At 66.4% G+C, this 22,319-nt stretch carries 21 protein-coding genes; 10 read left to right on the forward strand and 11 right to left on the reverse strand.

The window, feature by feature from the left end:
• The first annotated feature begins 22 nt into the window (after window positions 1-22).
• The gene (locus J2Y55_RS11905; RefSeq protein WP_310152710.1) at window positions 23-1,717 is read left to right on the forward strand and encodes a methyl-accepting chemotaxis protein; all 1,695 of its coding nucleotides are present in this window, start codon (window positions 23-25) and stop codon (window positions 1,715-1,717) included.
• Between the two features lie 79 nt (window positions 1,718-1,796).
• Here the strand turns inward: J2Y55_RS11905 and J2Y55_RS11910 are convergent, their stop codons facing one another.
• The gene (locus J2Y55_RS11910; RefSeq protein WP_069690232.1) at window positions 1,797-2,396 is read right to left on the reverse strand and encodes a superoxide dismutase; all 600 of its coding nucleotides are present in this window, start codon (window positions 2,394-2,396) and stop codon (window positions 1,797-1,799) included.
• Between the two features lie 307 nt (window positions 2,397-2,703).
• Here J2Y55_RS11910 and J2Y55_RS11915 point away from each other — a divergent pair, with 307 nt between their 5' ends.
• The gene (locus J2Y55_RS11915) at window positions 2,704-4,101 is read left to right on the forward strand and encodes a hypothetical protein (RefSeq protein WP_310152717.1); all 1,398 of its coding nucleotides are present in this window, start codon (window positions 2,704-2,706) and stop codon (window positions 4,099-4,101) included.
• A gap of 100 nt (window positions 4,102-4,201) precedes the next feature.
• Here J2Y55_RS11915 and J2Y55_RS11920 read toward each other — a convergent pair whose 3' ends face one another.
• A complete protein-coding gene (locus J2Y55_RS11920; protein ID WP_310152720.1) occupies window positions 4,202-6,337 on the reverse strand; it encodes a S9 family peptidase in 2,136 nt (711 codons plus the stop codon).
• 405 nt (window positions 6,338-6,742) lie between these two features.
• Here J2Y55_RS11920 and J2Y55_RS11925 point away from each other — a divergent pair, with 405 nt between their 5' ends.
• A complete protein-coding gene (locus J2Y55_RS11925; RefSeq protein ID WP_310153344.1) occupies window positions 6,743-7,159 on the forward strand; it encodes a Ros/MucR family transcriptional regulator in 417 nt (138 codons plus the stop codon).
• Window positions 7,160-7,290: 131 nt separating this feature from the next.
• On the opposite strand, the gene J2Y55_RS11930 is transcribed toward J2Y55_RS11925, so the two are convergent.
• The 3 genes from J2Y55_RS11930 to ald all read right to left on the reverse strand — a co-directional run bounded on the left by J2Y55_RS11930 (window position 7,291) and on the right by ald (window position 10,627).
• Window positions 7,291-7,905: an SRPBCC family protein gene (locus J2Y55_RS11930; RefSeq protein WP_310152724.1), complete on the reverse strand. Its 615-nt coding sequence runs from the start codon at window positions 7,903-7,905 to the stop codon at window positions 7,291-7,293.
• Window positions 7,906-7,958: 53 nt separating this feature from the next.
• Window positions 7,959-9,248, reverse strand: coding sequence for an NAD(P)/FAD-dependent oxidoreductase (locus J2Y55_RS11935; RefSeq protein WP_310152728.1), 1,290 nt, complete (start codon window positions 9,246-9,248; stop codon window positions 7,959-7,961).
• A gap of 248 nt (window positions 9,249-9,496) precedes the next feature.
• Entirely contained in the window at window positions 9,497-10,627 is a 1,131-nt protein-coding gene (gene ald / locus J2Y55_RS11940; protein ID WP_310152731.1) for an alanine dehydrogenase, read from the reverse strand.
• A gap of 161 nt (window positions 10,628-10,788) precedes the next feature.
• On the opposite strand from ald, the gene J2Y55_RS11945 reads away from it, so the two are divergent.
• On the forward strand, window positions 10,789-11,244 hold the full coding sequence (locus J2Y55_RS11945) for an Lrp/AsnC family transcriptional regulator (RefSeq protein ID WP_069690243.1): 456 nt from the start codon (window positions 10,789-10,791) through the stop codon (window positions 11,242-11,244).
• A gap of 72 nt (window positions 11,245-11,316) precedes the next feature.
• On the opposite strand, the gene J2Y55_RS11950 is transcribed toward J2Y55_RS11945, so the two are convergent.
• Window positions 11,317-11,745 carry a SufE family protein gene (locus J2Y55_RS11950; protein ID WP_310152737.1) on the reverse strand — a complete coding sequence of 143 codons (429 nt, stop codon included), beginning with the start codon at window positions 11,743-11,745 and terminating at the stop codon, window positions 11,317-11,319.
• 218 nt (window positions 11,746-11,963) lie between these two features.
• Window positions 11,964-12,260: a hypothetical protein gene (locus tag J2Y55_RS11955; protein WP_310152742.1), complete on the reverse strand. Its 297-nt coding sequence runs from the start codon at window positions 12,258-12,260 to the stop codon at window positions 11,964-11,966.
• A gap of 330 nt (window positions 12,261-12,590) precedes the next feature.
• Here J2Y55_RS11955 and J2Y55_RS11960 point away from each other — a divergent pair, with 330 nt between their 5' ends.
• The 3 genes from J2Y55_RS11960 to J2Y55_RS11970 all read left to right on the forward strand — a co-directional run bounded on the left by J2Y55_RS11960 (window position 12,591) and on the right by J2Y55_RS11970 (window position 15,420).
• Window positions 12,591-14,399, forward strand: coding sequence for a sensor histidine kinase (locus tag J2Y55_RS11960; protein WP_310152745.1), 1,809 nt, complete (start codon window positions 12,591-12,593; stop codon window positions 14,397-14,399).
• Between the two features lie 13 nt (window positions 14,400-14,412).
• Complete coding sequence (locus J2Y55_RS11965; RefSeq protein WP_310152748.1) at window positions 14,413-14,988, forward strand: hypothetical protein; 576 nt, start codon at window positions 14,413-14,415, stop codon at window positions 14,986-14,988.
• Between the two features lie 96 nt (window positions 14,989-15,084).
• On the forward strand, window positions 15,085-15,420 hold the full coding sequence (locus tag J2Y55_RS11970) for a DUF1491 family protein (protein WP_310152752.1): 336 nt from the start codon (window positions 15,085-15,087) through the stop codon (window positions 15,418-15,420).
• Window positions 15,421-15,429: 9 nt separating this feature from the next.
• Here J2Y55_RS11970 and J2Y55_RS11975 read toward each other — a convergent pair whose 3' ends face one another.
• Entirely contained in the window at window positions 15,430-16,563 is a 1,134-nt protein-coding gene (locus tag J2Y55_RS11975; protein ID WP_310152754.1) for a DUF2336 domain-containing protein, read from the reverse strand.
• A 254-nt stretch (window positions 16,564-16,817) separates the two neighbouring features.
• Between J2Y55_RS11975 and J2Y55_RS11980 the strand changes: the two genes are divergently transcribed.
• Both J2Y55_RS11980 and J2Y55_RS11985 read left to right on the forward strand, forming a co-directional pair.
• Window positions 16,818-17,054: a hypothetical protein gene (locus J2Y55_RS11980; RefSeq protein ID WP_310152756.1), complete on the forward strand. Its 237-nt coding sequence runs from the start codon at window positions 16,818-16,820 to the stop codon at window positions 17,052-17,054.
• Between the two features lie 23 nt (window positions 17,055-17,077).
• Window positions 17,078-17,836: a hypothetical protein gene (locus tag J2Y55_RS11985; RefSeq protein WP_310152759.1), complete on the forward strand. Its 759-nt coding sequence runs from the start codon at window positions 17,078-17,080 to the stop codon at window positions 17,834-17,836.
• Here J2Y55_RS11985 and J2Y55_RS11990 read toward each other — a convergent pair whose 3' ends face one another.
• The 3 genes from J2Y55_RS11990 to J2Y55_RS12000 form a co-directional block, all read right to left on the reverse strand.
• Window positions 17,837-18,409 (reverse strand): DUF1254 domain-containing protein, encoded by a 573-nt coding sequence (locus J2Y55_RS11990; protein WP_310152764.1) that lies wholly within the window; start codon window positions 18,407-18,409, stop codon window positions 17,837-17,839.
• 86 nt (window positions 18,410-18,495) lie between these two features.
• Window positions 18,496-19,068, reverse strand: coding sequence for a DUF1214 domain-containing protein (locus tag J2Y55_RS11995; protein WP_310152767.1), 573 nt, complete (start codon window positions 19,066-19,068; stop codon window positions 18,496-18,498).
• Between the two features lie 98 nt (window positions 19,069-19,166).
• Window positions 19,167-21,398: a transglycosylase domain-containing protein gene (locus J2Y55_RS12000; RefSeq protein ID WP_310152770.1), complete on the reverse strand. Its 2,232-nt coding sequence runs from the start codon at window positions 21,396-21,398 to the stop codon at window positions 19,167-19,169.
• Between the two features lie 288 nt (window positions 21,399-21,686).
• On the opposite strand from J2Y55_RS12000, the gene J2Y55_RS12005 reads away from it, so the two are divergent.
• Window positions 21,687-22,181, forward strand: a complete 495-nt coding sequence (locus J2Y55_RS12005) for a YcgN family cysteine cluster protein (protein WP_310152775.1) — start codon at window positions 21,687-21,689, stop codon at window positions 22,179-22,181.
• The last annotated feature ends 138 nt before the right edge of the window (window positions 22,182-22,319 follow it).

A 22,319-nucleotide genomic window follows, 5' to 3' on the forward strand; every position in this document is an offset into this window, starting at 1 on the left:
ACAGCGGGGAGACATCTGCGCAATGAAGTGGTTCAAGCGGGCCGGCATGGCGGCAACCCCTGCCCAAGCGCTCGCGACCAGGGAAGGCGTCACCAAGTCGCTGGGCAGCCAGATCGCCGGCGCGGCGGTGGCTCTCGTCGCGATCGCCATCGTTTTCGTCGTGGTCGCGGTTGCGCGCTATAATGACACCAAGACGCGCGGCGACCTCGAACAGAAGATGACGGCGCTGACCACCATGGTCGTCAATGCGTCGCCGGCGCTGATCCTGGCGCGCGACACCACCACGCTGGGCTACATCCTGGAATCCCTGCGGCGCGATCCCGATTTCGATTCCGGCATCGTGGCCGACGATCTTTCGATCCTGGCGAGCGCCGGCCGCACCGAGGAGGCGCGCCTGTCGCTGACGCCGCGCGCGCTGACCGCCGCGCTCGGCCGCGCGCCCTGGGACGTCATGGCGGGCGTGACCTCGACCGAGATCGAGGATCAGACCTTCGTCACGAAGCTGCATGTGGTCAAGGTCGGCGGAATCGAGAAGCAGATCGGCTATATCGCGATCCGCTTCGACAAGACGCGCCTGGTCGCGAGATCCAACTGGGAACAGGTCGCGACGATCGGCTTCGGCATCGCCATTTTGCTGGTGCTGGGGCCGCTGCTCTGGATCTCGCTCTCGCGCACCATGAAGCCGCTGAAAAGCATGACGCAGGCGATCGTCAGCATCTCCGACGGCAAGCTCGACACGCCCATCGACGCACTCGGTCGGCGTGACGAGATCGGCGCCATCGCTCATGCGCTCGGCATCCTCAAGGTCCGGCTCGGCGAGCGCGCGGTCCTGCAGGAGAAGCAGCATGTCTCGGAAGCAGAGCGCCGCCAGCACCAGCAGCGCGTCGATGAGGCGATCGCGCTGTTCCGCGCCGAGGTCGGCGTCGCGCTGGAAGCCTTCAAGAGCAATGCCGACCGGATGAGCGAGGCCTCCGACGGCCTGGCCCGCGTCGCGGCGGAATCCTCGGGCCGTGCGGCGCGCGCCGCGCAGAACTCGCAAGGGGCGTCCGTCAATGTGGAGAACGCCGCCCAGGCGGCAGAGGAGATGGGCGCGGCCATTCGCGAAGTCGAGTTCCAGGTCCGGCGCGTCCGCGCCGAGATCGTCGAGGCGGCCTCCGTCTCGCGCGATACGGCAAGTTCGGTGCGTGCGCTCGACGAGACGGCACGTGCCATCGGCGAGGTGGTGAATCTGATCCGCGACATCGCGGCCCAGACCAATCTCCTGGCGCTGAACGCGACCATCGAGGCGGCCCGCGCCGGCGAGGCCGGGCGTGGCTTTGCGGTCGTCGCTGCCGAGGTCAAGAGCCTCGCTTCGCAAACGGCTGATGCGACCGACCGCATCGTTGCCCAGGTCGGCGCCATCCAGGGCGCGACCGGCGAGGTCGTCGGCGCGATCCAGAACATCGCCGAGCGCATGGGCGCGATCGAGAGCTTCGCCAATTCGGTCGCGACCTCGATCGAGCAGCAGGCTATCGCGACGGGCGAGATCGCCAGCGGCGTCGCCATGGCGAGCTCCTCGGCCCTGTCGGTGTCGAGTGATCTGAGCGTGCTCGCCGACAGCGTCGAGGAGACAGGGCAGTCGGCAGAGCAGGTCAGGGGCGCGGCGGGAGAGGTTGCGGCCCAGGCTTTGCGCCTGCGCGCCACGGTCGACCAGTTCCTGCACAGCGTCGCCGCTTAGAGCAGGTTTTGCCCTTAGCCTACAAGAAACGGGGCCCGCGAGGGCCCCGTTTGCATATCTGTCTCAAGCTTCGAAGGCTTCAGGCCTTGGCGCCGTCATAGAGCTCGGCGACGTAGTCCCAGTTCACCAGGCTCTCGAGGAAAGCCTTGAGATAGTCGGGCCGCCGGTTGCGGTAGTCGATGTAGTAGGAATGCTCCCAGACGTCGACGCCCAGGATCGGGGTCGCGCCATGGACCAGCGGGCTCTCGCCATTGGGGGTCTTGGATATGGCGAGCTTGCCGCCCTTCACTTCCAGCCAGGCCCAGCCCGAGCCGAACTGGCCGACGCCGGCGGCGACGAAGTCTTCCTTGAACTTCTCGACCGAACCGAAGGAATCGACGATCGCCTTTTCCAGCGCGCCCGGCAGCTTGCCGCCGCCATTGGGCTTCATCCACTTCCAGAAGTGCAGGTGGTTGTAGTGCTGGCCGGCATTGTTGAACACGGCGGGGTTCTTGCCAAACGAGGCCTTGACGATCTCCTCGAGCGACTTGCCCTCGAATTCCGTGCCCTTGATCGCGTTGTTGCCGTTGGTGACATAGGCGAGATGATGCTTGTCGTGGTGGAATTCCAGCGTTTCCTTCGACATGAAGGGCTGGAGCGCGTCATGGGCGTAGGGCAGATCGGGAAGGGTAAAGGACATTGTTGCCTCTCCTTGGGCTGTCAAATCGCTTGAACTGAGAATGGCTTTCCGGTGAACGGTTTGAGCCGGGACGCCTTGGTGAGCGGCCCGCCATTCCATACGCTAGTTAAGCCTCCGCCTCGCCATGGGCAACCGCTTCAGCCGGGGACCGGGCCATGTCTTGAGAACGGGCGCGCCTCATTGACGCCCGATTCATCGTCCTATCCGGGCGCGTTATCGAAACTCTCTCTTATTCAATGTGTTAGAAGATGGCTGGAATGCCTGTGCCATCGTCGGTCATTTTGGCCGTCTTGTCAGGAATGCTGCTTTGATCACGATCTTCATCTTGCTGGGCCTTGCTTTCCTCGGCGGCGGCGCTGCGGCCATCGTCGATGGCTGGCCCTATCTGGTGCTCGAGCGCGGTTTCACCGAGGTGATCATCGGTGCGATCGCCGCGACGGCCGGCCTGCTCATGCTGATGCTGGCCTGTGTGCTGGTCGAGATCCGCCGTGTCAGGACGAGCCTGTCCAACGCCGTGCTGGCGGCATCGCTCGCTTCGATGGCCGGCGGAGAGCCGGTTCCCGCTGAAGGCGCCGCCCATCGGGGCCAAGGGACTGTGGGGGGGACCGCGGGAGCGATTGCGGGGCTTGGCCTGGCGGCCGGTGCCGGCGCGGCCGTGATCGCCGGCAGCGCCGCGCATGCGGCGCAGCCCGACGTCTCGCCCGAGGCGGAGCCGGCTGCCGAGCACGAGCCGGATTTCTTCGGCGAGTTGCTGGCGCATGAGGAAGCGTCATCGTCGTCGGCGGCAGCGGCTGCCGCCTCAACTCCATTGGACGAGCCGAAAGCGGCCGAGCCGTCGAAAGCGGAGCCGGGGGCGGCCGAGGAGGAAACGAAGGAGCCTGCTCCCGAGGCGGCGGATGCGGACAAGGCCGAATCGACCGCAGAAGCGGCGGTCGAGCCCTTGCAGGCCAAGGCCAAGGCTTCGATCGAGACCGAGGCCGAGCCGCATGGTCCCGCGCAGAGCTATCTCGAAAGCTCTTTCGAGGAGTTGTTGCACTGGCCGGAGTCGGAGCCACCGTCCCACGAATCTGCCGCTTCGAGCATGACGGGGCTGGATGACGAGTTCGGCGCCTTGCGTGACAGCCTGTCCAAACGCCTGCAGCTCGGCGAGCCGGATGCGGCCTCCGCGCCGGCCGAGACGGAGACCCCGCTATCGGCCGCTCGCGATCCCGAAGCGACCGAATCCGCCGCGGCATGGATGGCGTCGCCCTTGCGAAAACACGATTCCTGGTTCCCCGATGATGGCGATGCGCATGATTCAGCCCCGCCTCCGGCCGAGGCGCCGCAGGCTGAGGGCGAGCTGCCGCCATGGCCGCCTGTGACGCATGGTGTCGAACCGTCGGTGCCGGAGCATGAGGCCGAGCCGGCTGCGGCTGCGGCGGGCGAGCTGCCCGAAGATGAGGCCGGCCAAAACGAGGCCGACCAGGACAATGCCGCATCAGTCAGGCTCGGCGAGGAAGCTCCCGAGGAGGAGGCTTCCGCCGCCGCGCCGCCGGCCGCCTCGGAGGAGGGCATCGTCGGCGCCTACCAGGTCGGCGATGCGCATTTCACCATCTTCGCCGATGGCTCGATCAAGGCGCGCACGCCCGATGGCGACTACAACTTCGCCTCGATGGACGAACTGAAGATCTATCTCGCCAGCGAGAAGAGCCGTCTCGGCGTCTGATCAGGATTCCGGCCCGCTAGAGCCGGATGATTTCAGATGGTGTACGAAATGATCCCATCTGAAATCTGAATCCATCTCTCATCCAAGAGTGAGGGCAGGATCAATCCGAAAAGCCCGTGCTCGCTTTTTCGGATCCTGCTTTCGCCTTGGGCCAGGCCTCTCCGACTGCCTGGATCGCGAAGGCGTAGGAGAGGGCGGTCTCTTTCAGGGAATCGAAGCGCCCGGCCGAGCCGCCATGGCCGGCTTCCATATTGGTGTGCAGCATCACCGGGCCACCGCCCGTCATGGTCGCGCGCAGCCGCGCCACCCATTTCGCCGGCTCCCAATAGGTCACGCGCGGATCGGTGAGGCCGCCCATCGCCAGGATCGGCGGATAGGCCTGGGCCTTGACGTTGTCATAGGGCGAGTAGCTGCGGATGGTCTCGAAGGCTGCGACATCGCGAATCGGATCGCCCCATTCCGGCCATTCCGGCGGGGTCAGTGGCAAGGTGTCGTCGAGGATCGTGTTGAGCACGTCGACGAAGGGCACCTCGGCGAGGATGCCGGCGAAGAGGCTCGGAGCCATGTTGGCGACGGCGCCCATCAGCATCCCGCCGGCGCTGCCGCCCTGCGCCACGATGCGCCCGCGCGTCGTGAAGCCCGCTTCGGCGAGCGCCTCGGCGGCGGCGATGAAATCGGTGAAGGTGTTGGTCTTCTTGTCGCGCTTGCCGTCGAGATACCAGCGCCAGCCCTTGTCGGTGCCGCCGCGCACATGGGCGATGGCGTAGACGAAGCCGCGATCGACCAGGCTCAGTGGCCGCGTCCGGAACGAGGCCGACATCGCCGAGCCATAGGAGCCATAGCCGTAGAGCAGGCAGGGCGCCGAGCCGTCGAGCTTCGTATCTGCCCGGTGCAGCAGGGAGATCGGCACCTTGGCGCCGTCTTTGGCCGTCGCGAAGATGCGGCGCACGCGATAGGCCGCCGGGTCATGGCCGGACGGCACCTCCTGCCGTTTCAGCAGGCTGCGCTCTCCGGTCGCCATGTCGTAATCATAGGTCTCGGCTGGCCGCGCCATCGAGGCATAGATGAAGCGCAGGCTGTCGGTTTCGAATTCATAGCCGGCGTCCAGGCCCAGACCATAGGCCTCCTCATCGAAGGCGATCTGGCTCTCGCTGCCGCTGGCGAGGTCGCGGATCACGATGCGCGGCAGGCCCTCCTCGCGCTCGAGCCGGATCAATCGGCCTTCGAGGCAGAGATGGCTGAGGATCAGCGTTCCCTGCCGGTGCGGCACGAGATCGCGCCACTGCTCGGGCCCGGGCGAGGCGAGGGGGGCGGTGACGATTTTGAAGTCCTCGGCGCCGTCAGTATTGGTCAGGATCAGGAACGCGTCGTCGTGGTGCTCGACGCTGTACTGGCGGCCCAATTGGCGCGGGGCGATCGTCACCGGCCGTGAATCGGGCAAAGCGAGATCGACGACCCGGATCTCCGAGGTCTCGTGATCGCCGATTGAGATCAGCAGGAAGCGGCCCGACTGGGTTTCGTCGATGTCGACGAACATGCCGGCATCGCTTTCGTCATGCAGCAGCTCATCGCTCGCAGGATCCGTTCCAAGACGGTGCCGGAAGACCTTGGACGGCCTGTGATCGGCATCGAGCCGGACATAGGCGAAGGAGCGTGAATCGCGCGCCCAGACCATCTCTCCGGTTGTATCGTCGATACGGTCTTCCAGGTCCTGGCCCGTAGTGAGATCGCGGACCCGGATGCTGTGCAGCTCCGAGCCGGCCTCGTCGGCGCTCCAGGCGAGCAGGTTGTGGTCGGGGCTGTGGCTGGCGTCGCCGAGGTCGAAGAAATCCTTGCCCTCGGAGAGGGCGTCGGCGTCGAGCATGACCTGCTCGCGCGGCTTGCTCCCGGCCTTGGCGCTGCGCGGCTTGCGGCAGATCAGGGGATGTTCGCCGCCCTTGCGGTAGCGCGAATAATACAAAAACGGGCCATCAGGCTGCGGCACGCTGGCGTCGTCTTCTTTGATCCGCCCGCGCATTTCCTTGACGAGCGCGCGCTGCAGCGGGCGCGTCGGGGCCATCAGCGTCTTGCAATAGGTATTTTCGGCTTCGAGATAGTCTCGAATGTCCTTCGGCAGCGCGTCCGGGTCACGCAGCACATCTTTCCAATTGGTGGCGCGCAGCCAGCCATAGTCGTCGCGAAGTTCCACACCGTGGACGGCCTTCGTCTGCGTGCGGATCTCGGCCCGTGGAGGCATGATTCTCCGCCGCGACGAAGACGTTAAAATGTTTTCTGAATATTTCACTGCGCTCATTGAAGGCACCATGATCCTCTGTCGCCGATGACTGGTAGAGATGGTTGTCATACCTGACAAGACAACCATGACGAGCGCTAATGCACGTACCTGCACAGTGCCGAGCGTCATTGCATTTAGGCTCGCTGTGATATTGCTTGCCTGCGACCGTATTCGCGCCGCTTCATTCACTTGCGGTGTCGTTGAGTATCGACTACATGACTATCTGATCGATCCGCTTGGGATGATTCTATGGCCGCAGGTTCTTGACCAACCGCAGGCCGTTATCAGCGTAGGCATCAGCGCCTTGACCGGCGTGGGCGATCAAGCAAGGCCTTGGTCCAAGAACACATAAGGAGTGATGCTATCATGGCTGATAATGACGGTTCGGATTTCATCGAGCTGACGGCTGACATCGTGTCGGCCTATGTCTCGAACAATTCTGTCCCTGTGTCCGAATTGCCTGCTCTGATCAATGATGTGCATGCTGCGCTGAGCCGCGTTGTTGGCGGTGCCGCTCCGGTCTTGCCGGCCGAGGCGCCCAAGCCCGCGATTCCGGTCAAGAAGTCGATCACGGCCGATTACCTGATCTGCCTTGAGGACGGAAAGAAGTTCAAGTCGCTGAAGCGCCATCTGCGGACGCAATACAACATGTCCCCGGAGCAGTATCGCGAGAAGTGGGGTTTGCCGCCTGATTATCCGATGGTTGCCCCCAACTATGCCGAAGCGCGCTCGCAGCTCGCCAAGAAGATGGGCCTGGGCCAGCAGCGCCGCAAGCGCCGCTGAGACGACACACACGGCAGCGCACCGGTTGCGCGCGGGCGCATGGCGCTCGCCCTGGAATTCAGAAGGCCGCCGGCTTGCCGGCGGCCTTCTGCATGCCGGCACCGGCGAGGCGAGCACGGAGAAGACGAGAGTTATATTGCAACGCCTTGTTCCACGACGTGTTTCAAGATCGGCAATGTCGAGCGCCAATAGAACTCGACATGCCTGAAACCCGATTCAGGCCCGATGGACCAGTCCTTGCCATGACGAAGCGGCGAGGGCGGCACGTCCTGCTCGACCTCCAGCAGAACTTGGTCGCCTTCCGGCACGATCTTGAACGTGATCGTGGAGTAGGATGACGGAACATCCGGAAGGCCGGAGATGCGTGACCAATAGGCGTATTGCAGCAGGTCGTATGGCTCGACGCGGATGACGCGCCCTTTGTCCCTATAGCGCTTTGCCCCGATCCTCGCCGTTATCGCGATCGGGCTGCCGATTTGCCAGTCGGTCTCGAAGTCGGCGTTGCGCCATGTTTCCCCGGCCCAGGAAGCGACCAGGGCAGCCCAGACCTTCCCAGGGGCTGCGGTGATGCGGATCGATTGATGAACCGTGTGACGATTTCTTTGGGAGGCGTCTTCGGCCATGGCTTGGGGGTTCTTCGTGGGCGTGAGCTCATAGAGGCCGGCATATATTGAGAGAATGGCCGGATCGACCTCGACGCTCATCCGGGCGAGCGGATGAAAATCCGGCCAGCCATAGGCCGACACGACCCTGGCGATCGATATAAGGCCTCATCGGCGTTCAGCCTGAACGGATACATTCAGGATGTCCGTCGCTCGCGCCACCAATCGGCGAGCTGATAGCTCCAATAGGTCGCCTGGACTGCGGCCGTACCGAAAGGGCCGCCGTTCCAGACGAGGCCGAAGGGCTCGAACAGGGTGTGGCGGTCGCTTGTGCCCAGAATGCCCTCTGCGACGACGCGCCCGCCGATTGCCGTCGTATTGAGGCCGTGCCCGCCGAAGCCCATGCAATGCCAGACACCGGGCCCGAGCCGGCCGATCTGCGGCATCAGATGCCGCGCATAGGACATCAGGCCCGACCAGGCCATCTCGATCTTCAGGTCCGCAAGCTGCGGATAGGTGGCGATCATCGTCCGGCGTAGCAGCGCTGCGAGATCGCGCGGCTCGCTGGTCCGGGTGGTGATGCGCCCGCCCCAGAGCAGGCGCTGCCCGTCCTCGACCAAGCGGTAGTAATCGCCCGCGCGGCGGTCGTCGCTGACGGCGGCGCGCGTGCCGATGACCTGCGCCAGCGCATCGGGCGCGGCTTCGGTCGTCAGCACATAGGTTGCGATCGGCAAATGGCTGGCGCGCAGCTTCGGCACCAGCCCGTCGGTGTAGCCGCCGCAGGCGATCACGACATTCTTCGCTGTGACCGATCCGCCCGCGGTGGCGACACGCTTCTGCGCGCCCGACAGATCGGCCGAGACGACGCGGGCATCCTCGATGACCAGCCCGCCCAGCGCCTCGATCGCGTCAGCGAGCGCGCGGGCATAGTTCAGCGGATGGATGTGAAAGGAATGAGGATCGAACAGGGCCTGATGATAGCTCGGCGAGCGCAGCACCTCGCGAACCTGGTCCCGGGGCCAGAATTCCACCTGGTAGCCGAAGTCGCGCGCCAGCCGCTCTGCAGTGCGCCGCAGCCTGTCGCCACTGTCGTAACGTACGGCGGCCACCTTGCCCGGAAGGGGGGCGACGCTGTCCGTCACGCCGAGGTCACGGATCGTGTCTGCGACGATGCGCAGGCCCTCGATCGAAAGCCTGTGCAGAGCGCGGGCCTTGTCTTCGCCGATGGCGCCGGCGATCGAGGCGTAGCCGCGCGAATAGCCCGTGCCGACGAAGCCGCCATTGCGCCCCGAGGCGCCCCAGCCGACGGCTTGCGCCTCCAGCACCGCGACCGAACGCCCGGCGCGGGCGAGTTCGTACGCGCAGGTCAGCCCGGCCAGCCCGCCGCCGACGATGCAGGTCTCGACCTCGACAGGTCCGCGCAGGGGAGGCCGGTCGTGCCTCGTCGCAATGGTGCGAGCGTAGAAGGTGTCGGGATAGCTCGGCATGAGGGTGCCGGTGCTCCTGTCGCGGAAGGGGGCCGCTCAGGCGGCCGGGCTGCGGTCGTCGTCGGTTTTGAGGCGGCACTCGAGGAAGCGGCTATTGAAACCCATGTCATAACTGAACACGGCATAGACCGCCGCCGCGAAGGCATAGCATTCCATCGGATGCTCATATCGACGAAATGTTATCCCCGGGATAGCCGCGTGCCCACCGGAAGTCCTCGCCGGCGAAGGGCGCCCGATCTCGCTCGCTCCTACCCAGCCAACCTTTGCCCAGCCAAGACCTCTTCTGCCGACCTGTAGGGCTTCTGAAGGCTCGCCGCGACCGGAGCATTCGTGATGTTCCCGCGATGGACATTGAGGCCGGCCGCGAGATGAGGATCGCTGCGAATGGCATCGAGGCCTTTCGAGGCCAGGGCGAGCCCGAATGGGAGAGTGGCGTTGTTCAGGGCGTAGCTCGAGGTGAGCGGAACGGCCCCTGGCATGTTCGCGACGCAATAGTGGATCACGCCATCGACCTCATAGGTCGGATCGGCATGGGTGGTCGCGTGCGAGGTCTCGAAGCAACCGCCTTGGTCGATCGCGACGTCGACAAGCACCGCGCCGCGCTTCATGCCCGACAATTGTGCTCGCGACACGAGCCTCGGCGCCGCGGCACCCGGGATGAGCACGGCCCCGATGACAACGTCGGCGGCGAATATCTCCATCTCGATCGCGTCGAGCGTCGAGAAGCGCGTGCGCACCCGGCCGCCGAACAATTCGTCGAGTTGCCGCAAGCGTGGAAGCGACCGATCCAGGATCGTCACGTCCGCACCGAGGCCTGCCGCCATGCGCGCAGCATGCGTTCCCACGACGCCGCCTCCGATCACGACGATGCGCGCCGGGGGCACGCCGGGCACGCCGCCGATCAACATGCCACGTCCTCCTGCATGGCGCTTGAGAGAAACCCCGGCAGCCTCGATCGCGAGCCGCCCGGCAACTTCGCTCATCGGCGCAAGAAGAGGCAGGCCGCCGAAGCGATCCGTGACGGTCTCATAGGCTATGGCTGTAACGCCGGATTCGACCAGACCGGCGGCCTGCGCCGGATCGGGAGCGAGATGCAGGTAGGTGAACAGGATCTGGCCTTCTCGCAACTGCGCCCATTCGCCTGGCTGCGGCTCCTTGACCTTCACGATCATGTCGGCCTCGGCAAACACCTCGGCCGCGCTCGCCACGATGCGAGCGCCGGCGGCCTCGTAGGCAGCGTCTGACGCCGAAATGCCAGCCCCCGCTCCCTTCTCGATGATCACGGCGTGGCCGGCGGATACGTATTCTCGCACGGCTTCGGGCGTCAGCCCGACGCGGTACTCGTGAACCTTGATTTCTTTCGGAACGCCGATGCGCATATCACCCCTCCCATTGGTTTATGGGTTCAGCATATTGCGCTTCGCCACGGCGTTTCCTGCGTTATGTGTCGATTTTTCAGTAGGCGGCGCGTGATAACGGCGTAGCATGGGCGAAAGCTGTTGCTTTCCTGCGCAGAGCTGCACTTCAGGTCCAGAATCTCATGCCCCTCGATCATCTCTCCCGCGCGTTGCTGAAGGAGCTCGTCCGAGATGGTCGGACGAGCCATGTCAAACTTGCCGAGACGATCGGGTTGTCGGCGACGGCCGTTGCGCGCAGGCAGCGCACGCTCGAAGAAGAGGGAGTCATCGTCGGCTATCACGCCCGCCTCAGTCAAAAGGCTCTCGGACTGGGGGTCACGGTCATCGTTCGGCTCGCTTTGGACAGTCAAAGCGAAGAGGCGCTCGCCGCTTTCGAGAAGGCGGTGGCACGCTGCCCGTCCGTGCTGCGGTGTTTTCTAATGTCCGGTGCCGACGACTATCTGCTCACAGTCGTTGCGAGCGATGTCGAAGATTTCGAGAATGTGCATAAATCCCAGCTCTCTCGACTGCCGCATGTCGCGCGAATTCAATCGAGCTTTGCCCTGCGGCAAATCATCGACCGGCCCGTTCTGCCGTGAGGCTGCAGGCCCAGCCTTCTGAAGGGCCAGCCTTCTGAAGGGTCAGCCTCCTCAAGCTCAGCCTCCTCAAGCTCAGCCCTGGGCGGCGGCGCGCGCGTCGGCCTTGATGCGCTCCATCATGGCGCGGACGCCGTTCGAGCGTTGCGGCGTGAGATGGGCTGCGAGGCCCAGGCGTTCATAGATGGCGAAGGCGTCGGTCGAGAGGATCTCTTTCGCGGTCCGGCCCGAATGGATGGCGAGCGCCAGCGCCACCAGCCCGCGCACGATATGGGCGTCGCTGTCGCCGCTGAAATGCAGCACGCTGTCGGGGCCGGCCGGACCTTCGCGCCGCGCCGCGAGCCAGACCTGGCTGGCGCAGCCGCGGACCTTGTTGGCGTCGTTATGGTCCGCCTCGGGCAAGGGCGTCAGGCCTTTGCCGAGCTCGATCAGATAGCGATAGCGGTCGTCCCAATCGTCGAGCAGCTCGAAATTGGCGATGATCTCGTCGAGGTTGGTGCTCATGTCCACGCTGCGCAATGAGGATGCCGGCTCCCGTCGTCCGGGACGTCGTCCAGGAAGTCGTCCAAGAACCTGGCAGACAGCGTCTTCGGCGCGTCCCCCTGCGTCGTCAAGCGTCGGCGTGCCGCAGGCGCTCTGCGTCTGTCGATCCTAGAGCATTGCGCGAAAGAACGGGCACCGGTTTTTCGTATTCGGACGGAACCGTCCGAATACGACATCGCCTAGCGCGAGGCGGCCCTGCTGTCCTGCTCGGAGGTTCCGGGGCGGGCGGTGGCTCCCGGCAGCGCGAGCGACAAGACGCGCTGGCGCGTGTCGGGATCGAGCCCGGCAAGGATCTGCGCGGCCTCGCGGGCGGCGGTGAGGCTTTGCATGGCACTGTGGGTGTTGATCCCTGCCGCGGATTTCGCGACGCCGCGCGCCGCATCGACGGCGCTGCCCGCCATCGACTTCCCGTCATGGACCGGCGAGTTCAGCGCGATCACGCCGATCACCGCCAGGCTGCGCAGAATATAGGCCATGCTGCGTCCCCGTTCCCGCATCTCTCCCGAACCCACCGGCACCATAGCCTGCGAACCCAAAAGATCGCGTCATCCCGAAGCCGCGCATTTGAAGCAAATGCGCGCTGCGATCTTCAGTTTCCGTTCACCCTGCCAGCAACATCGTTATCGCGCGGCGTAGCTTTCCGATTTTTCGCAAGCTGCTGAAATCAATCGAAATATTCGCTGATCTGCGGCGCCGGGCTGGTCTTGCTGGGCAGTGGCCTTAAGCCCCGCTTAAACCGGCGGTGGCGAGGATCGCTGCAACACGGGCGAACCAGCCCTCAGAAAGTCAGGCGTTTGCGATTTCTCATGACGATGTCTGCGATCAGGACACAGGTGGCGGCGTTGGTGCACGCATCGGTGCTGCCGAACTCGCTCGAGCGCATGCGGCATGAGCGCTTCATCCTGACGCGCCTTGTTGTCGGCGCCGTCGCGCTCGGCCTGGCGCCGGCCTATCTCGCCTGGCGCGGAACCTTGGGCACGCTTGAGGCCCTCATCATGATCGCTGCCGCCCTGCCGCTCATCGCGGTCGTCACGCTCTCGCGCAGCGGCCGGCTCGACATCGCCCATTGCATCTCGGCCAGCGCGCTGGCGCTGTTCATCGCCGCGCTTGCCGGGATGACAGGCGGCGCGGGGTCGCCCTTGCTGCTCTGGCTGGCGGCCGTGCCGACCGAGGCGATGTTCTTCGGCTCGCGGCCTTATGTGGCGCGCGCCAGCGCCATCGCCGCCATCGCGCTCGGCAGTGTCGTGATCTTGCAGCAACTCGGCGCCTTCGCGGCATCAGCACCCTGGACCTCGGGCATGATGCCGACCTTGGTCATGATCGCGATCCTGTACGCGATGGCGGTCGCCATCGGCTTCCTGCGCCGGCGCGACGACGAATTGCGCGAGCATCGCGCCTCCGATGCGCGCGCCCAGCTCCTGCTGGACAATGTCGGCGATCTCGTCACCTGGCACGATGCCGGCGGCTCCGTCCTGTTCGCCAATGCCGCGGCCAAGGCGCTTGCCGGAGCCGACCCGCAGGATCTGCGCGGCCGCGGCCTGTTCGAGCGGGTGCACATCGCCGACCGGCCGCTCTTCCTCAAGGCGCTGAGCGACGCGGCCCATGGCGGCGGTGCGGCCACCGCCTGCTTTCGGACGCTCTTCGTACCGCGCAGCGGTGATGCCAACGGCAGGACGCCGGTCTCGCTCTGGCTGGAGATGCGTGCGCACCGGATCGAGCACGCAGGCGCCAAGGACGGCGTGGCGGTGGTCTGCGTGATGCGCGACATCACGGCCCGCCAGGCGCTGGAAGAGGAGCGCGCCCGTGGTCATGCCGAGGCCTTGAAGGCCAGCGACGTCAAGGGCCAGTTCCTCGCGACCGTCAGTCATGAACTGCGCACGCCGCTGAACGCCATCATCGGTTTCTCCGAGATGCTGAGCAACGATGCGCAGGAATGGCTCAACGCCGAGAAGCGTCAGGAATACGCCAAGATCATTCACGGCTCGGGGCATCACCTGCTCGATGTCGTCAACACCTTGCTCGACATCTCCAAAATCGAGAGCGGCGCGATGACGATCGAGCAGGAGCCGATCGACATCGCCGCCGTGGCCCAGGATTGCTGCGCGCTGATGGCGCTACGCGCCGAGGCGAGCCAGGTCTCGCTGGAGCGGGTGCTGGGGCCTGATCTGCCACCCGTCCTGGGCGATCGCCGCGCCTTGAAGCAGGTCATGATCAACCTGCTCTCCAATGCGGTGAAGTTCACGCCCGTCAATGGCCGCGTCGTGCTTGCGGTGGTCCGCGACGGCGATGTGATCGATCTTTCGGTTGCCGATACCGGGATCGGCATCGCCGCCGCCGATCTGCCGAAGCTGGGCGATCCCTTTTTCCAGGCAGGCGGCAGCTACGATCGCAATTACGAAGGTACGGGCCTGGGCCTCTCCGTCGTGCGCGGCCTTGTCGGCCTCCATGGTGGCAAGCTGACGATCGAGAGTGCGCCGGGAGTTGGCACGCGCGTCGCCGTCAGGCTGTCGGTCGGCGGCGTCGCTGCGAGCTCCCTGCCGGTCAAGATCACGACCTTCGCCCGCGCCCCGCGCCGCGGCCTCGAATCCAAAGAACCCGTCCGTCTGACCGCCTGATCAAGAGCCAAGCATGTCCGCAACGATAGCCGCCCGCGCCCGCTCCGGTTCCACTCTGACCGCGCCGATCAAGCGCGCCGCACCGCCGCGCCGCAAGGCGCCCTGGCTGTCGCGGATCTGGCGGGCCGTCGGCCGCCGCCCGGGCCGCGCCTTCGTGCTGCTGGTCTTCACCGCGGTGGCGGCCGCGATCCTGGCCAATGCGATGCTGATGCAGAAGGTGCGCCATCCCGCTCCGATCCTGTCGGCTCCGCTGCAGGCGCCTTATGCGCGCTCGGTCGAGCGCCGCACCGAGACGCCCGCTGCCGCTGTGACGCCCGCCGCCCAGCCCGCATCGGCCCAGGCCTCCACGCAGGGCTTCGTCCCGCCGGCCCGTCCGAGCGATCTGACGCAGCTCATCCGCGAGACCACGCAGCCCAGGCCGCCCGCCGCCGTGACCAACGTGCCGCGCACGGCTCCGGCCACTGCGGCCCCTGCGCCCGCGCCGGTGACCCGCAGCGCCGCCGTGCGCGACCCGATCGCCGATCTGATCAATGGCGGGGATATCAGACCTCCGGCCGATATTCGCGGCGCCAAACCCTCGCAGCGCTGAGTCTTCTCAGCGCTAAGCCTCCGCGCTCGCGGCGCGGCTGGACAGGGCCGCAAAGGCGCTCTAGCCGGAACCGACATCCATTCGGGGCTTTCGATCATGGCGCGCCTCACGAGCGATTTCTGGGTCTCGGCCTATCTGCGCCAGGCGGCGCATGATGGGCTGGTCGCGGTGTTGCGCCGGCGCGGCGCGAGCGAGGCCGGCGCGATTTTCGTCAAGCTCGATCGCCTCGACGGCACGTCGGCGCTTTATGGCCCCGCGCCGCAATCGCTGGCTGATGACGAGGGTAACCGGCGCTTCCAGCTCATTCTCGATGCGGATCCGGCCACGATCGAGGAGCGCGTCGCCCGCGAGCGGCGCTTCGATTCCGATCTCTGGCTGGTCGAGATCGAGAACCGGCAGGGCGACCCCAGGCTCGATCTCGTCGAGGCCTGATCTGGGCGGTCAGCCGTTCTCGCGCCGCAGGCCGAGCTTGCGCATGACGTCGGAGATGAGCGTCTGGCTCTCCGGCTTGGCGGCGCCGCTGCGATTTGGCGAATTGCTCGGATCCATCGCCGGCTGATGCCGGCCCTTGCGGCTGACGACCGGCGCACGCACGCCCGCGACCTGCATGATGATCTTGAGCGCCACGGCTGGCCTCACCAGGCGCATCAGGGCGACGAGGGCGAAGATGCGGTCGACCGAATGGGCCGCTTCGTCGCCGAGCCTGATCATGAAGCGCGTCGCGTCCTCCACGCTCGCCCCGGCCGCCGTCAACGCCAGCGCCGCGAGATCGCGCGATGCGTCGGCGGCCATCGCTTCCGCCAGGGCCTGCCCACCGCCGACATAGCTCGCGATCGCACCGAATGCGCCGGCAGGGTCGTTGCTGGCCGTGGCGAGCCAACCCGCGAAGAGGTCTGGCGCGAGCTGCGGCCGCCGCTCCGCCGGGGCGAAGGACTCCAGCGCCGTCAGCGATTCGATGATCGCGGTTTTCCGCTGGGAGCCAGCCTGCAGATAAAGCGGCGCCAGGTCCGCGCTGGCGATATCGGGCCGGGCCAGCAGGAGTTGGGCGTAGGAGGGCTCGGTGCGTGAGCGCGCGAGCAACTGGTCGAGCACCATGTGGGGCAGGGGCAAGGCGGCATTGGCGATCAGCGCCAGATCGACCGGGCGCAGGTCGCGATCCACCAGGATCAGGGCCGCCGTCGCGGTCAGATCCGCGCGCTCCGCGATGGCGAGCGCGATCTCGTCATCGCCCTGTTCAGCCAGGGCCTCGATTTCCGTGGTCGGGAGCGGCATGCCATGGCGCAGGAGCGCAACGACGACCGTGCCGCCGCGCGACTTCAGGGCCTGCAGCACGGATGCAGGTGCGTAGCGCCAGCCGGCCAGTTTGCGCGCCAGGATCACGGCCGTGGCCTCGTCGATGGCGGGAATCAAAGCCTCCCCCATCTCGCGGAAGGCGTCGAGATCCTCCAGCGGCGGCCTGGGCAAGGACATCAGCAGATCGGCCTTCACCCGCAGCGAAACCTGGCTGAGATCGAGCCCGCCATCGCGCGCAAGGCGGGCGAGCTGGGCAAGTTCGGAGGTGATACGCGAGGGCATGAAAGGAACTCTGTGCGGAATTTCGATGGTCCGGCCATCCTAACCCGCGAGGCTTTAAGAGGGTGTTAACCATGTCGAGGCCTGATGCGGACAGGAGGGCCTAAGCGTCGATGCGGGTTCTGCCCCGTATGGCTCGAAACCCTGCTGACAACCGCGATCCGGAGCGGGTGCTAAGGCGGGGAATTCGGTTTTCCGCAAGAGAGCCCGCTTCCGTTTCCAAAAGCTCAAGGCGCCAGACAAGGAGGCGCGTCACAATGGCCGATGTCATTCCGTTTGCGTCTCGCACCAAGGCAGCGCCGACCTCGTCGCACAAGGCGGCGCCGATCTCGCAGGAGAGCCCCCCGGCTCGCGGGACGGCGATGATCCTGTTCTTCACCGGCGTGCGCTACGAGCGCCAGGCCGAGGCCGCCGCGATCGACCGGCAGGCACCGCGCAAGCGCCGCGCCACGCCGCGGCAAGGCCGCGCGAAAAGCGCCGGACAGCCGGTGTGAGGACCGCTTGCCGAAGCCTGGCCTTGCTGCTCGCCCTGGCGGCAGGCGCCTGCACGGGCGATCTGGGACGTCCGCGACCGAATCTCTGGAGCGATACGATCGCGCCGCAGGTCGGTTTCTGGTCGGCGACCTATCGTGGCGAGGCGGCTTCCTACTTCAGGATGACCGATGACGAGGAGCAATTGCGCGACAGGGCCTGGCGGCTGGTCATGCCGGCGCATGAGCGCAATTTTTTCGAGCGTCAGGTCTCCGATCTCGCTCATGCGCGCATCCTGCCGGTCGCGGCGCAGTCGAACGCGGCATCCGACTATTTTCGCGGCCTGACCGGCGGCTCCTATGCCTCGCAGGCCTCGCGCTACAACAGGCTCGCCGAGGATGCGAATGCCGACCGCCTGCTGGTCACGCCGTTTCGCGGCAATGCGGCGCGCGTCGTGGCGGCGGATCGCGTGCGCATGCGCACCGTCGAAGGCTCGCCTTTGGTGCCGCCCGAGAAGGCCGACCCCGCCATGGCCCGCGTCGTCGAGAATGAGGGGCTGATCCTCTGGGTCTGCGAACGCGTCGGCTTCCGGATCGAAAGCTACCGCTACGCGCTGGCGAACCTCGTGGTCGAGATGCCGTCGCGCGAGGCGATCAAGGCTGAGCGCAGCATCATGGCGCTGGAGGCGGAAGCCGGGCCGCTGTGCAAGCTGCCGCTCATCGGCGCCTTCGGCGGGGCCGGGCGGGGGGGCGTACAGGAGCCTACTGAGCGGGCTCCAAGGCCGCCGGTCGTCTACAAGGGCTGATCATTCTGCTAGCCCGCAGGCGACGCCGGTCGCCAGCGCCTCGGCGTCTTCGCGGTCGGATGGATGTTTCGCCAACACGCGGGCGACGATCAGGCCCTGCATCGTGTCGGAGACGATACGCAATTCACGTACGGCCTCGCCCTCCTCGTCGCGTGCAGCCCGCTCGTCGCGCTGTTCCTCCGTCATCACCAGGAACTCGACCACGCCGCGGATCGCGGCGCGGTCGGTGATGGCGTAGAGCACGCCGCCGCCGCGCCGGTGCAGCGTCAGCCCGAGCGGCAATGTGCCGGTGCGCGCGACGACGCGCATCGGGCCGGCGGAGAGATCGTAGCTGCAGATCGCGGTCACGGCCGCAGGATCGGCCTCGCGCGGCACGGGCAGCCCGCTGTCGGCGTTGCGCGGCGAGACCAGCTCGGCGTGGCCACTAGTGCCCAGCGAGAGATAGGCGCTGGTGGCGTCGCTGTTCGAGAGGGGCGGGATCAGCAGCACCGTGACGATATGGACGATACCGGCGAGCACCAGCCCCGCGATCGTTCCATACGCGAGGCGCCGCGCCGCACTGAGGATCCGCATGGGCCAACGCCGCCGCGGCGTTACGGCGGCCTGGCTCGGGAGCACCGGGGCTGTCTCGCGTTCGCGAGCCTGATCGAGCGTCGTCATCAGCAGCCGAGCCGGACGATGCCGGGCAGGACACCGGGCCGCAATTCACCGGCCTGGCTCGAAATCGGCGTGTCGTAGAGCCGCAGCCGGAGTTGGAAACGCCCGCTACCCGGCAGCGGCAGCCAGTTGCCGGTCTGCGGCTCGGCTGCCGCCGTGATGCGCAGGATGCCGTTCTCCTCGCGGACGACTTCCGCATCGGTGAAGCCGCTGCGGTCGAGCGGCAGGCGGAACGGCCGCCCATCCATGTCGCTGACGCTCAATGACCAGCCACGCGTCGTCGGCGTCGCTCCCGAGACCAGATAGCGGCAACGCCCGTCGAGCGCCTGGCCGCGATCGTCGCGGTTCGCGATCAGTTCGAGGCCTTCGCCCGCGCCCAGCGGCACATGGACGCCGCGCGCCAGATAGGCGCGCATATAGGGGTCGACATCGCGCCCGCCGCCGCGCGGCCAGGCGTCCCATGGGCCGATCCGGACCATGCCGAGCAACGGCCTGCCGGCGACGGCGAAATGGGCCGAGCCGAGCCCAAGCCCGGCGCCGAGTGCGATGACGTAAGCGAGATCCAGCGCGCGCATGGCCTTGCTGTCCGAACCGGCTGACGACAGGCCGGCGGCCGGAGTTGAACCAGCCCGGCCCGCTGCGTCAACCTGGGCCCGGCGACCGGCAACCTATGTCAGCGCAGGCGCGTCTCGCGCCCGGGCGAAGAGACCTCGCGGATGCCGACCTGAATGGATGTGCCGCGCGCGCGGGAGGCCTCTATCGTCTTGAACATGGAGCCGACCGCCGAGAGCACCTCGAAGGATTGTCGCGGCATATGGCCGGCGCCGGGGCCCGAAACCGGAGCAGCGTGCGACATCTCCGGACCGCCCGCTTTGGCGATCGTCATGGCCTTGGGGTCTGGGGGGGTGACGCCCGGGATCGGTTTCAGCTCGAGCCCCTGATGGGCGAACTGCATGATCTCCTTCCAGGCCATCGCCGGAAGGGAGCCGCCGGTCATGTTCGCGGTCTCGGATGAGTCGTCATTGCCGAACCAGACCGCGCCGACGAGGTTGCCGGAGAAGCCGACATACCAGGCATCCTTGTAGCCGTTCGTGGTGCCGGTCTTGCCGGCGGTCACGACGCCGTCCAGCGCTGCGCGCCGGCCGGTGCCTTCGGTCGGCACCTTGGAGAGCATGAAGTTCATGTCCTGCGCCACCTGCGTGCTCAGGACCTGCTCCGGGGCCGGCTCGTCGCGGTCGTGCCGGTAGATCTCCTCGCCCTGCGAGTTGCGGATCTCGATCGCGACATAAGGTTTTGCCCGCTTGCCGCCATTGGCGAAGACCGAGTAGCCGGCTGCCATGTCGATCACCGTGACCTCGGCCGCGCCGATAGGCAGGGACACCGTGTCGGTCAGCGGCGTGGTCAGGCCCATGGCCCGGCCGGTCTCGATGATCTTCATCCGGCCGATGCGAGCGGCGCGGGCCTCATGCGTCTCGCCGGTCGCCTTGCCCATCGCAATCGACATCTGCACCGGGATCGTATTGATCGATTTCGCCAGCGCCACGGTCAACGGTATCGAGCCGGCATAGGAGCGCCCGTAATTGTTCGGGCACCAGTTGCCGATGCAGATCGGGCGGTCGGTGACGATGGTGTTGGGCCGGTAAAGGCCTGACGACAGCGCCGCCGCATAGACGAAGGGCTTGAAGGACGATCCCGGCTGCCGCAGGCTCGACGTCGCGCGGTTGAACTGGCTGATGCCATAGTCTCGTCCGCCGACCATGGCCCGCACCGCCCCGTCCGGGTCCATGACGGTCGTTGCGGCCTGCTTGACCCGGTAGGCGGGGCCGTTCTGGCGCAGGACCTGCTCGATCGCCTTTTCCGCCTGTCCCTGGATCGCAGGATCGTGCGGCGTCTTCACGGTGAGCACCCGGTCGGAGCCGATCTTGCCCTCGTCGGCCAGGTGTTTGATCTCGTCGAAGGCCCAGTCGAGATAGTAATCCGGATTGGAATCGCGCTTGCGGTCGACCGGCGTGGCCGGGTTGCGTTTGGCGCTGTCGATCTGGCCCGCCGTCAGGAAGCCGGCATCGACCATCGCGTTCAGCACGTCGCCGGCGCGCGCGCGGGCGGCGGGCAGGTTGACATGGGGGGCGTATTTCGTCGGCGCCTTGAACAGCCCGGCCAGCATCGCGGCTTCCGCAAGCGACACGTCCTTGACCGATTTGCCGAAGTAATACTCCGCCGCCGCCGCCACGCCGAAGGTGCCGCCGCCCATATAGGCGCGGTCGAGATAGAGCTTCAGGATCTCGTTCTTGCTCAACCGGGCTTCCAGCCAGAGTGCCAGGAAGGCTTCCTTGATCTTGCGGTCGAGCGAGCGCTCATTGCTGAGGAAGAGGTTCTTGGCGAGCTGCTGCGTCAGCGAGGAGCCGCCCTGGACGACGCCGGAAGCGCGCGCATTGACCGTCATGGCCCGCAGCGTGCCGAAAACGTCGATGCCGAAATGGTCGTAGAAGCGCCGGTCCTCGGTCGCCAGAACCGCCTTGATCAGATGGTCGGGCATCTCCTCGAGCTTCAGCGAATCGTCATGGCGCGCGCCGCGATGGCCGAGCTCCGAGCCATAGCGGTCGAGGAAGGTCACGGCGAAGACCTGGTTCTTCAGCGCCTCCTCGCGGCCTTCTCGGAAGGAGGGGATCGCCAGGGAGAGCATCAGCAGGCTGCCGACGATGCCGAGATTCAGGCCCTCGCTGGCGAATTCGGCGGCGATGCGCTTGCCGCCGGTGGCGGTGAAGCGGTCGGCGAAGCTGCGGATGCGCTCATAAATCTCGCCGGCGCGGCGGCCCAAGCCCCAGAGGCCGGCACCGACCCAAGCATCGACGCCGAGCGCAAAGCGCTTCAGACGTGTCCCCCAGCCTGCCTTCCTGAACTCCATCGCCGTTCTGGAACTCCACGAGAGAGCTGCCGTCCGAAAGATCGCGTTACCGTCCTGCCGCGACGCGATCGCCTTGGCAACGCAATCTGCGACAGCAAACACATATGCGCCGCTTTGTCTCCAGGTAAGGGAGGAAAGCGCAGCCGCGATCGTTGTCCGCAGATTTCGGGCCTGCCGGGCTCCGTCCCTTTTCCCAACCACTCCGTAAAGATTATCGGGGGGAGCCTCGTTTGGATGCGCGCTTGCGTCAGCTTCCCTCGCGCGGCGGGGCGGCGCATAAGCACAGGCATGACCGAGAAGTCTCCCCCGACCGAGCCTTTCTGGCGCACGACCTCGCTCGAGGAGATGAGCAAGGAGCAATGGGAATCGCTCTGCGACGGTTGCGGTCGCTGCTGCCTGATCAAGCTCGAGGATGAGGATAGCGGCGAGATCCTCGCGACCAATGTCGGCTGCCGCCTGTTCGATGCCGGCTCCTGCCGCTGCAAGGACTACCCCAACCGCTCCAGCATCGTACCCGACTGCATCACATTGACACCGGCTACGGTGCGCACGCTGCGCTGGCTGCCGCCGACCTGCGCCTACCGGCTGGTCGCGACGGGGCGCGATCTGCCCTGGTGGCACCCGCTGGTCTCGGGCGATCCGCGCACCGTGGTCGAGGCGGGCGTGTCGGTGAAGGGGCGCGTCTCCGGCAGCGAGGACGAGGTCTCCGAGGATGACCTCCCGGAGCGGATCGTCGCCTGGCCGTTGCGCTGGCCGCGCGCGGCAAAGCGCAACCCGGGCTGAGCCGATGGCTTCCATCCTGGGGTCCGCTCATTGATTGTTCAGCTGCTTTTAGGCATGACCACGCCGTCCCCGTCGCGCGCTGCATGGCGCCCGCGGCGCTTCGCTGGAAACTTTTGGATCGCCGTCGCGTTGCCGCGG

The organism is Allobosea sp. BE125 (assembly GCF_031456075.1).
In the GTDB taxonomy this organism is placed as follows: domain Bacteria; phylum Pseudomonadota; class Alphaproteobacteria; order Rhizobiales; family Beijerinckiaceae; genus Allobosea.

Excerpts from the sequence above, each read along its gene's own strand:
- J2Y55_RS11960 (WP_310152745.1), top strand. The coding sequence starts at position 12,591 with ATGACGATGTCTGCGATCAGGACACAGGTGGCGGCGTTGGTGCACGCA.
- J2Y55_RS11945 (WP_069690243.1), top strand. The coding sequence starts at position 10,789 with ATGCCCCTCGATCATCTCTCCCGCGCGTTGCTGAAGGAGCTCGTCCGA.
- J2Y55_RS11995 (WP_310152767.1), bottom strand. The coding sequence starts at position 19,068 with ATGCGCGCGCTGGATCTCGCTTACGTCATCGCACTCGGCGCCGGGCTT.
- J2Y55_RS11925 (WP_310153344.1), top strand. The coding sequence starts at position 6,743 with ATGGCTGATAATGACGGTTCGGATTTCATCGAGCTGACGGCTGACATC.
- J2Y55_RS11990 (WP_310152764.1), bottom strand. The coding sequence starts at position 18,409 with ATGCGGATCCTCAGTGCGGCGCGGCGCCTCGCGTATGGAACGATCGCG.
- ald (WP_310152731.1), bottom strand. The coding sequence starts at position 10,627 with ATGCGCATCGGCGTTCCGAAAGAAATCAAGGTTCACGAGTACCGCGTC.
- J2Y55_RS11935 (WP_310152728.1), bottom strand. The coding sequence starts at position 9,248 with ATGCCGAGCTATCCCGACACCTTCTACGCTCGCACCATTGCGACGAGG.
- J2Y55_RS11920 (WP_310152720.1), bottom strand. The coding sequence starts at position 6,337 with ATGCCTCCACGGGCCGAGATCCGCACGCAGACGAAGGCCGTCCACGGT.
- J2Y55_RS11955 (WP_310152742.1), bottom strand. The coding sequence starts at position 12,260 with ATGGCCTATATTCTGCGCAGCCTGGCGGTGATCGGCGTGATCGCGCTG.
- J2Y55_RS12000 (WP_310152770.1), bottom strand. The coding sequence starts at position 21,398 with ATGGAGTTCAGGAAGGCAGGCTGGGGGACACGTCTGAAGCGCTTTGCG.
- J2Y55_RS12005 (WP_310152775.1), top strand. The coding sequence starts at position 21,687 with ATGACCGAGAAGTCTCCCCCGACCGAGCCTTTCTGGCGCACGACCTCG.
- J2Y55_RS11980 (WP_310152756.1), top strand. The coding sequence starts at position 16,818 with ATGGCCGATGTCATTCCGTTTGCGTCTCGCACCAAGGCAGCGCCGACC.
- J2Y55_RS11905 (WP_310152710.1), top strand. The coding sequence starts at position 23 with ATGAAGTGGTTCAAGCGGGCCGGCATGGCGGCAACCCCTGCCCAAGCG.
- J2Y55_RS11965 (WP_310152748.1), top strand. The coding sequence starts at position 14,413 with ATGTCCGCAACGATAGCCGCCCGCGCCCGCTCCGGTTCCACTCTGACC.
- J2Y55_RS11910 (WP_069690232.1), bottom strand. The coding sequence starts at position 2,396 with ATGTCCTTTACCCTTCCCGATCTGCCCTACGCCCATGACGCGCTCCAG.
- J2Y55_RS11970 (WP_310152752.1), top strand. The coding sequence starts at position 15,085 with ATGGCGCGCCTCACGAGCGATTTCTGGGTCTCGGCCTATCTGCGCCAG.
- J2Y55_RS11975 (WP_310152754.1), bottom strand. The coding sequence starts at position 16,563 with ATGCCCTCGCGTATCACCTCCGAACTTGCCCAGCTCGCCCGCCTTGCG.
- J2Y55_RS11950 (WP_310152737.1), bottom strand. The coding sequence starts at position 11,745 with ATGAGCACCAACCTCGACGAGATCATCGCCAATTTCGAGCTGCTCGAC.